7 protein-coding genes and 1 tRNA gene are annotated in these 9,543 nt (G+C 60.7%); 4 read left to right on the plus strand and 4 right to left on the minus strand.

Annotation, left to right across the window (positions count from 1 at the left end):
* The 3 genes from OKC30_RS07590 to yjjG all read left to right on the plus strand — a co-directional run bounded on the left by OKC30_RS07590 (position 1) and on the right by yjjG (position 2,418).
* Positions 1 to 75 (plus strand) — tRNA-Met (locus OKC30_RS07590).
* 144 nt (positions 76 to 219) lie between these two features.
* Positions 220 to 1,704 (plus strand): M17 family metallopeptidase, encoded by a 1,485-nt coding sequence (locus OKC30_RS07595; RefSeq protein WP_160837398.1) that lies wholly within the window; start codon positions 220 to 222, stop codon positions 1,702 to 1,704.
* 33 nt (positions 1,705 to 1,737) lie between these two features.
* The gene (gene yjjG, locus OKC30_RS07600) at positions 1,738 to 2,418 is read left to right on the plus strand and encodes a pyrimidine 5'-nucleotidase (RefSeq protein WP_010674855.1); all 681 of its coding nucleotides are present in this window, start codon (positions 1,738 to 1,740) and stop codon (positions 2,416 to 2,418) included.
* Positions 2,419 to 2,489: 71 nt separating this feature from the next.
* On the opposite strand, the gene OKC30_RS07605 is transcribed toward yjjG, so the two are convergent.
* The 4 genes from OKC30_RS07605 to elyC all read right to left on the minus strand — a co-directional run bounded on the left by OKC30_RS07605 (position 2,490) and on the right by elyC (position 7,844).
* Positions 2,490 to 3,746, minus strand: coding sequence for an amidohydrolase (locus OKC30_RS07605; protein ID WP_160837396.1), 1,257 nt, complete (start codon positions 3,744 to 3,746; stop codon positions 2,490 to 2,492).
* A gap of 1,306 nt (positions 3,747 to 5,052) precedes the next feature.
* Positions 5,053 to 6,024 (minus strand): 6-phosphofructokinase, encoded by a 972-nt coding sequence (gene pfkA / locus OKC30_RS07610; RefSeq protein WP_010674852.1) that lies wholly within the window; start codon positions 6,022 to 6,024, stop codon positions 5,053 to 5,055.
* Positions 6,025 to 6,167: 143 nt separating this feature from the next.
* Positions 6,168 to 6,923 (minus strand): triose-phosphate isomerase, encoded by a 756-nt coding sequence (tpiA, locus tag OKC30_RS07615; RefSeq protein WP_029314576.1) that lies wholly within the window; start codon positions 6,921 to 6,923, stop codon positions 6,168 to 6,170.
* 135 nt (positions 6,924 to 7,058) lie between these two features.
* Complete coding sequence (gene elyC / locus OKC30_RS07620; RefSeq protein WP_160837414.1) at positions 7,059 to 7,844, minus strand: envelope biogenesis factor ElyC; 786 nt, start codon at positions 7,842 to 7,844, stop codon at positions 7,059 to 7,061.
* A 128-nt stretch (positions 7,845 to 7,972) separates the two neighbouring features.
* On the opposite strand from elyC, the gene cmoM reads away from it, so the two are divergent.
* Positions 7,973 to 8,749, plus strand: coding sequence for a tRNA uridine 5-oxyacetic acid(34) methyltransferase CmoM (gene cmoM / locus OKC30_RS07625; RefSeq protein ID WP_039040723.1), 777 nt, complete (start codon positions 7,973 to 7,975; stop codon positions 8,747 to 8,749).
* Positions 8,750 to 9,543 lie beyond the last annotated feature (794 nt).

The following is a 9,543-nucleotide window of genomic DNA, read 5'->3' on the forward strand; positions in this document are numbered from 1 at the left end:
CGGGGTGGAGCAGCTCGGTAGCTCGTCGGGCTCATAACCCGAAGGTCGTCGGTTCAAATCCGGCCCCCGCAACCAACTTCTGACTGATTTTCTTCTGCATTACCTCTCTGATTACCTCCAGCATCTGTTGCTTGCACACAATAATGTGTGTTTTTCCGATCCCTCTCGCCATTTGTTCGGTATCATCCTGCTTTCTGTTCATGGATGAGGCCGCACCCTGTGATGACCCCTTTTAGCTATTCTTCTCCCCAAATCACGATGCAGAACACCTCCCTCGCCGAAGTAATGGCAGGGTCGGCTGCCGTCAAACTCCTGCTCATTGCCGACTCAGCGCGCGATACCCTGCTGGCGACGCCTCCCTTTGCCGCCGTGGCAACCCAGATAGCCCTGGGTCAGAAGGCCCCCTATTCCCTTGACGACAGTCAGGGGCTGCAACGGGTGATCTTCATGGATGCCCGCCCGGTCCTGGATCATCGGCTCTACAAGCAGGTGCGCAGCTGGGTGGGCTCGCTGGCGGGCCTCAAGGCGACGCACCTGGCGCTCCATCTGGAGGGCTTTGACGATGAGCATCGCGCGCAACTGGCAAGGGTGGTGCTCGCCTGCCTGCTCGCCGCCGATGTGACCCTGCCGACCCAGAAACGAAGTGAGGCGACAAGACCGGGTTATCAGCAGTTGCAACTTTCCCCCCCTTGCGAGCTGGACATGGCCCGCCTGAGCGCAGAAACCGAAGGCAATGGTCTGGCTCGCCACCTGGCGGTGCTGCCAGCGTCCGAGCTCAATGCCCGTCATTACCGGGCCTATGCCCGGGAGCTGGCGCAGCAGGAGGGGTGGCAGTGGCAGGAGTTTGATGAGACGACCCTGGCACAGAAGGGGGCTGGCGCCTTCCTGGCGGTGGCCCGTGGTTCGGCGGACGGTCAGGCCGCCATCGTCAGGCTCAGTTACTGTCCGGCCAACCCGGTGCGCCGCGTCGCGCTGGTGGGCAAGGGGATCTGCCACGACTCCGGTGGCTACAACCTGAAAGTCGGTGGCAGCATGTATGGCATGCACCTGGACATGGGGGGCAGCGCGGTGGCCCTTGGCACACTGCTGGCCATCAGCCGGGCGAAACTCCCCATTGAGGTGCACTGCTGGCTCGCCATCGCTGAGAACCACATCGGCCCGCAGGCCTTCCGGCCCGGTGAGGTGGTGACTGCGCTGAACGGCACCACCATCGAAGTGGTGGACACCGATGCCGAGGGTCGCATGGTGCTGGCGGATGCCCTGACCCTGGCGGCCGGGGACAAACCCGACTTGCTGATCGACTACGCCACCCTGACCGGCGCCTGCAAACGGGCGCTCGGCAGCCGTTACAGCGGCGCCTTCACCAACCGCCCCGAGTGGCTCACCACGCTGATAGCGCTGGGACAGCAGAGCGGGGAGCGAGTCTGGCCCTTCCCCCTGGACGAGGATTACGATGACAACCTCGATAGCGAGTGGGCCGATCTGTTACAGTGCGCGCCGGGCGCCTCCCCGGATCACATCGATGCCGCCCGTTTTCTCACGCGCTTCGTGCCCGCCGAGCTTCCCTGGTTGCACCTCGACCTGAGTGGTTTTCGCAACAAGGGGGGCAATGGCGTGGTGGGCAGCGAGGTAACCGGCTTTGGTGTCAGGCTGACCCTGACCCTGCTCGACAGCCCTCTGGGGATGGGTGCGCCCGACGCATGACAACGTGGCCAAGCACAATCAATAAGGACAAGCGTGAAACAAGCAAGTTATGACTGGGTGCTGTTCGATCTGGACGAAACCCTGCTCGATTTTCCGGTCGCCAGGGCGCTGGAGCGGACCCTGCAGATCTACGGCGTGGCGCCGACTCCCCCCAAGATGGCGGAGTACCATGCCCTCAACCAGCGGCTCTGGCAGCAGTACAACTCAGGGGAGATTGACGCCACCCACCTGCAGCAGACCCGTTTTTCGCTCTTTGCCGAGCAGGTCAACGTGGCGCCCATGGCGATGAACGAGACCTTCCTGCAGCAGATCATCGCCCTGAGCGTGCCGCTGGAGGGGGTGGAGGAGACCCTGCAGGCCCTGAAGAGCAAGGTCAGAATGGGGATCATCACCAACGGCTTCAGCCTGCCCCAGCGCGGGCGCCTCGACAAACTGGGCTGGAACAGCTGGTTTGAGCCTCTCGTTATCTCTGACGAGGTGCAGGTGACCAAGCCGGCGGCGGCCATCTTCCAGCATGCCCTGGCGCAGATGGGTCAGCCGAGCCCGGCGCGGGTGTTGATGGTGGGGGACAATCCCAAGACCGACATCGCCGGTGCCGCCGCCCAGGGGCTTGCCACCTGCTGGTACAACCCGGGACGGGAGACAGGTCCGTGCGAGGCGACCCACGAAATCCACCACTTCGCCCATCTCTGCGCGATCGTGCTGGGAGAGTAGGTCCCCTATGCCCGCAAGGGTGTAAAAAAACAAGGCAGCCCATGGGCTGCCTTGTTTGCATCCGGCGTCTGCTAGCGGCCGAGGCGGGCGAGCAGCCAGGCCTCCAGCAAGGCCACTCCGGGGGCCAGCACGGCTTCGTCGAAGTCGAACTCCGGATGATGGTGGGGGGCCGCGAGGTTGGCTCCCAGGATGAGATAGGCGGCCTCGCCGCCGTGCTGCTGTACCCGCTCGATGAGGAAACCGGCATCCTCGCTGGCCCCGAAGCGGCGGGTGTGGATGGTATCAAGGGAATTCCCCTGTGCGAGAGGCACGATTTCCTCGATGAGGGCTGGGCTGTTCTCGATGCCGATCGCTTCCCCCTGTTTGCGAATGTGGTAGGTCGCGCCCTGCATCAGGGCCGCCCCCTCCACAATCTGCTGCACCTGATTGAACATGTAGTCGTTGAGGGCCGGCGTCGCGCCACGGGTCTCCCCCATCAGGCGGGCATGGCCCGGGATGACGTTGCGTCCACTGCCGCCGTTGAGCTGCCCCACGTTGATGCGGGTCATGCCGTCCCGATGGCGGGGAATGCCGAGCATGGCGGTGGTGGCCATGCAGGCCGCTGCCAGGGCATTGTGGCCCGCGTTGGGCTCGAGCCCCGCATGGGCGGCTTGCCCCATGAACTCCACGTCGAATTTGGTTGAACAGAGAAACTCGGTGGGGTTGACCACCAGCTCACCGCTGCTCGCGTGAATGCCGATGTGCAGTGCCAGCAGAGCGTCCACGTCGTCGAGCTGCCCCCCTGCCGCGAGCGCCTTGCCGCCTCGGCAGCCCTCTTCAGCCGGCTGGAAGAAGAGCTTGATGCGGCCAGTGAGGCGATCGGCGAGGGCCGCGATCCGCTCGGCCAGCACCAGCCCGATGGCGGTGTGACCGTCGTGGGCACAGGCGTGCATCCAGCCCGGGTTGGCGGAGTGCCAGCCTCCCTGGCCGGGCAGGTGTGACGCCTCCTGGCTCTCTTCGACCTCCACCGCATCGATATCGAAGCGAAACGCCAGGGTGGGGCCGGGGCGCCCGCTCTCCCAGAGTCCCATCACGCCGGTGAGTGCGTCGATCCGCGTCAGCCACTCCGGATGCGCCCCCTGTTGCAGGGCGCGGGCCTTCTGGGCCTCGACGTCTATTTCCCGTCCCATGATGAGGGTGCTGGCGAGCAGTTGATCCCCCAGCATGATGGAGAAACCGAGTTCACTGAGGTGTTGGGCGATGAGGGTGGTGGTGCGAAATTCACACCAGGCGGCTTCGGGGTGACGATGAAGGTCGCGGCGCCAGTGGCGCAAGGCATCCTGAGTCATGGTGGTTCCTGCGTGGCAAATCCAGCGGCCATTGTGACGGGCAGGGGGGCAAGAGTAAATCCCGCAGGGGGAGATGCGACAAGGGGAGCCCGGGCTCCCCTTGAAAGATGGCATGGATGTCGACGAGGTCGTTTTGTGTGCGCAGATCGCACTCAATGATGGCTTGGCATCATCCTTTGCCAGAGCACGTCAAAAACCCATATTGCAGTCTGTTTTTTGAACCGCCCCTCTGGTGCAGAGGTGGCAGATGGCTGATTGACCGACTTAGAGCTGTGCCAGCGACGGCATGGAGACGGCAACCAGAGTGAAAAACACGGTGAAAACGGCGGTAACTACGAACTCTTTCATGATTTTATCTCCCTTGGTTGGCTCATGATGGAACCAAGATACCACAACAGAACGATAAAACAACGAAAAATGTAATTATGGGGCAAAAATGGTTTAGTGGTGAAATATGGCCGCATTTTCCCAAGTTTAAGGGCGTTTTTTGTCCTGAGAAGGGTTTTATGGTGATGCCAGTGAAAGTGGATGCATTTAAAGTCTTTAAATACATTGAGTTACGTTGTTCTTGTGACTCTTTTCTTTGTGGTTCCGATTGGGGTCTTTGTGGTGATCTCCAATTTTCGGCATCAAAATGGCCTGCGGGATGTGCCAATTGATGTCGTCATAGGGAAGTTGGTGGCCGATAGCCAGGTTTTGTCATCCCATGTCATGTTTTCTCACGACGCGTGTCCCAATCCCAGTCTGCAAGGCTGTTGCCAGCCAGGGTTATCCGATGAAGGCTCAATTTTCTGCTCATCCCAAACAGGATGGGAGCAAAAAGAGTACGGAAAAACGACAAAACGGCCGTCAAAGGAGCATGTAAGGAAAGGGGGAAGGCGGGAAAATAGGGGTTCGATCTTCATGGGGCCTTGGGTGGCCGGAAGCCCCGTTTTTCGCTGTTTTCTTGGGGGGACGAGCCACTGGGCCCGCGCGCAGGGGAAGCGGGCGATATCGTCGGCCACCCGGGTTGCTATATGGTGCCAGTGTGATGGGATGAAGGACGGGGGAGGCCTGGCGCAGGGCCGTGGCACTGCGGCACCGAGGCCTTTATCCAGACCCGTCGCGAACAAGGTGAGCAAGCAGAAAAGCGGGGGAAAGAAGTAAAGGAGAAGGTCGTGGGGTCAGAGGCTCAGGGCCGCCGGGCTAGGGGTAAGACATGGCGATAGTGGCCAGTGGATAGTCGGGCCCCCGCAGGGGGAGTAGGGGGTGAGGAGCCCGCATAAAAAAACCCTCCAGAGGAGGGTTTTTTGTCAGACCACAGCCCTTAGAACAGGGTGGTGGAGAGATCGTACAGCTCCTGGTTGAACGGGCGCTTCAGGTTCTCGATGCAGTCGATGATGTCGTGGTGCACCATCTCGTTGCCCTGAATGCCGACGCAGCGGCCACCCTGGCCTGCCAGCAGTTGCTCGACGGCGAAGGCACCCATGCGGCTGGACATGATACGGTCACGGGCAGTAGGAGAACCGCCACGCTGGATGTGACCCAGGATGGTGGCGCGGGTTTCGCGGCCGGTCATGGCCTCGATGTCTTTCGCCAGGGCGTTGACGTCGGTGACGTGCTCGCAGATGGTGATGATGGCGTGCTTCTTGCCCTTGGCTTCCCCTTCCTTGATCTGTTGCAGCAGCTTCTCCTTGTCGAAGGCCACTTCCGGCACGATCACGTATTCGGCACCACCGGCAACGGCGGCAGACATGGCCAGATCGCCGCAGTGGCGGCCCATGATCTCGACCACGGAGATGCGGTGGTGGGAGCTGCAGGTGTCGCGCAGGCGGTCGATGGCGTCCACGACCACGTTCAGGGCGGTGTCAAAGCCGATGGTGAAGTCGGTACCGGCGATGTCGTTGTCGATGGTGCCCGGCAGGCCGATGCAGGGGAAGCCCTCTTCGGTCAGCTTCTTGGCACCCATGTAGGAGCCGTCACCGCCGATGACCACCAGGGCGTCGATGCCGTGTTTCTTCAGGTTTTCGACCGCTTCGGCACGGACTTTCGGATCCTTGAAGGCGGGGAAACGGGCGGAGCCGAGGAATGTACCGCCACGGTTCACGACGTCTGAGACGCTGTGACGCTCGAGCTTGACGATACGGTCCTGGTGCAGACCGAGGTAGCCATCATAGATGCCGTAAACTTCCAGGCCATGATGCAGACCGGCGCGCACCACGGCGCGGATGGCTGCGTTCATACCCGGTGCGTCACCACCACTGGTCAAAACACCAATACGTTTGATTTGTTTGGTCATGAGTGCCTCTGGATCTGAGTTGTCGAAAATCAAGATTCTGAATAATACGGCTGGCCGCTTTTACTATATCGGCTTTCCTATGGCGAGAGGGTCCATAGGAAAGCGATATGCAAAGAGGGGCGGGGCCCCTCTTTGCTTGGCGCTTACTTGGCGGCGCCAGCGATGATCTGGGAGAAGTCGTCCACTTTCAGGGACGCGCCACCCACCAGGCCACCGTCGATGTCCGGCTGGCCGAACAGGTCGGCAGCGGTGGCGCCAGTCACGGAGCCGCCGTACAGGATCTGTACCTTGGCAGCCACGGCTGCATCAAAACCGGCCAGGTATTGACGGATGTGAGCATGCACGGATTGTGCGATCTCCGGGGTGGCGGTCTTGCCAGTGCCGATGGCCCATACCGGCTCGTAAGCGATGACGGCGTTCTCGAAGGAGGCGATGCCGCAGCGATCGATCACGGCCTTGAGCTGGGTCTCGACCACTTGGTTGGTGGTACCGGCTTCGAACTGGGCCAGGGTTTCACCGATGCACAGCACGGGGATCAGGCCGCCCTTTTGGATGGCTTCGTACTTGGCAGCCACCACATCGTCGGTCTCTGCGTGCAGGGTACGACGCTCGCTGTGACCGACCAGGGAGTAGGTGCAGCCGAAGGCTTTGAGCATGGAGGGGGCGTTTTCGCCGGTGAAGGCGCCGGACTCGTGAACGTCGGCGTTCTGGGCACCGTAGGCGATCTTGCTGCCGGCGGTCAGCTGTTCAACCAGACCCAAAAAGATAACCGGCGGGCAGACGGCCACTTGCACGGAAGGATGAGCGGCAGCGGCCGGGGTCAGTCCTTTGATCAGGGCTTCTACAGAAGCCTTGGTGCCGTTCAGTTTCCAGTTACCCATTACCAGGTGCTGTCTCATCTTCTATATCTCCTAGGCATTTGATTGCGCAACATTATATGAATTGAACCGAGCCCAAGATAGCTGACCCGGCGGCAAATGACGTAATTTTTTTTCGCTTTCCTGATCCAAATCAGGAATGCAAGGCGCGATTGCTCACTCGGTGACCTGCCCACGCAAACGGGCCCACCATACCCCAATCCACTCGTGAATGGCAGCCTCGGAATACATCAGATAACGCCCCTTGGGGAGGTAGCTGTAGAGGGGTTGCAGCTCCTGACTCTGCTTGGCGGTGTAATCGGTGGGAGCCGGCACCGCATCGAGTCCCTGACTGCGATAGAGAGCCATGGCCCGGGGCAGGTGGGTGGCCGAACTCACCAGCGCCACCCGCTTGCCGTTGAGGTGGGCGGCGATGCTGACCACCTCGTCATGGGTGTCTTTGTTGTTTTCAAACAACGTCATGCGCGCACGCGGGATGCCAAGGCTGGCCGCCATGCGGGCGTTGACCTCGGCGTTCGACAGGGGATCCCCGGCCACTGCGCCGGAGAAAACCAGCTCGGCCTCTGGATAGGCCAGAGCCAGGCGAACCCCTTCCAGGGTGCGCGCCAGGGAGATGTTGTTTTGCCAGGCGCGCTCTGGGATGGCCGGATCGCTCACATGACCGTTGCCCAGCACGACGATGGCCTGGATGTCAGGATGCTGGCTCACCTCGAAGGGGGGATAGGTCTGCTCCAGGCTGCGGGCCAGCTCGTAGCTCACCGGCCGCGTCCCCATCAGGGCGATGATCACCAAGGAGAGGGTCGCCAGCAGCCTGCCGCTTTTTTGAAAGCGGGTGAACCAGAGCAGCACGAGCGCCAGCACCAACAAGGAGAGAGAGAAGGGGAGCGGCATCAACAGATGGCCCAGCCATTTCTTGATGACAAAGAAGTTGAGCTCGAACACGACAGACACGTCCTTGAGTTTTCAGCAAATTCGGGATGTGACAGAATACCCCTCTTTTTTCCTGTGGCCCAATCCTGTGTGGTTCCTCCTGCGGCCCTCATGGCGGGGCGGTCGAAGATGAGTGTGTCTTGAAGCAAGATCAGAGTTTTGACGGGCGCGCGGACAAGTTCGCTCGCAACATTTACGACTCCACCAAGGGGCGCATTCGCACCACCATTGTCTGGAGTGACATCGAAGCCTGCCTGGCGCGCCTGGGCAACCGGCCGCTGCGCATCCTGGATGCCGGCGGCGGCTTTGGCTACTTCGCCCAGAAACTGGCGGCCATGGGCCATCAGGTGGAGCTGTGCGATTTGTCGGCAGAAATGCTGGATCTGGCCCGGGAGCAGATCGCCCAGAAGGGCTTGGAAGACAGAATTCGTCTCATCCATTGCCCCATTCAGGATCTCAAGCACCAGGTGACCGGCACCTTCGATCTGGTGCTCTGTCACGCGGTACTGGAGTGGCTCGCCGAGCCGCGCCAGACCTTGCTGGGTCTGTTCCCTTTCGTCAAGGCAGGGGGCATACTGTCGCTGCTTTTTTACAATCGTCACGGCCTCCTGTTCCAGAGCCTGGTGGTGGGCAATTTTGACTATGTGCGCCTGGGCCTTCGCAAGAAACGCCAGACCGCCCTGACACCCACCAATCCCCAGTTGCCGGAGCAGGTCTATGACTGGATAGGCCGGGGGGGATTGCGGATCATCGGCAAGACCGGGGTGCGTGTCATCCACGACTACATGCGCCACAAGCAGGATCAGGTCGAGAAGTTCGAGGACCTGCTGGCCATGGAGCAGCAATATTGCCGCCAGGAGCCCTTTGTTTCCCTGGGGCGCTACATCCATGTGATGGCCCAGAAACCGGCCGGTTGAGCCCCACCGGCGTGAATACGATGCGGGATCCAGCCGCCGGGGCGCCACCGACCCCGGCCTATATCACCACGGCAGGCAAAGACCTGCCGACTATAACAACGAGATGATAACTTTGTGATAGTCGCCTGCAAGGTGCGCCATTGCTGGGTCTGATGATTTAACAAAATCCAGATGGCACCAAGATTGGCCCCATTCCCCCCGCTAGTTGCATCCTTCACATGCCGCCATCCCCCCACCTCAGTCTCAGTCTTAACATTCGCCCCTTGGCTGGGTATGAACGGCAGCACACAATACAGCTCCCGAGGCTGCTCGGTGAGCGGCAGCGGTCCTGCCTGGCCGCGTCAGAAGCAACTGCGTTTGGGGTCAATGCAAATCTCATCGAGTGTCTGGTTCATGGTGGGCCAGTCCCCGGCATTGCTGATGGTGAGCAACTGCCATTGCGTACCAGACCAGTGCACTTGCACAGTGATAGTTTGGCACCGGAATAGTTTGGGATCAGGTGCAGTAACCATCGCTCACCACTGCGGTGGGGATGGACCCCGGCACTGGCAGCGATAGTCACCCCAGGTCTGGCGGGGATGAATGCTAACGTGGAGGCCATCCATTAGTTCATTTGCATGAAGAACTGTTGTGGCATCGAGTTGGGAGCCAGTCCGCTGGAGATCGAACATATGCTCAACCACCAGATTAGCGACAAACTGCTGCGAACTTATCAGGCTAGGGAAGGTGCGAACAAGTCCCTGATATGAGATCATGTTTGTCATCTGGAGCCATGGAACAGGGTTCATCATGAG

The sequence above is a fragment of the Aeromonas sp. QDB18 genome (assembly GCF_027705325.1).
In the GTDB taxonomy this organism is placed as follows: Bacteria; Pseudomonadota; Gammaproteobacteria; order Enterobacterales; family Aeromonadaceae; genus Aeromonas; species Aeromonas caviae.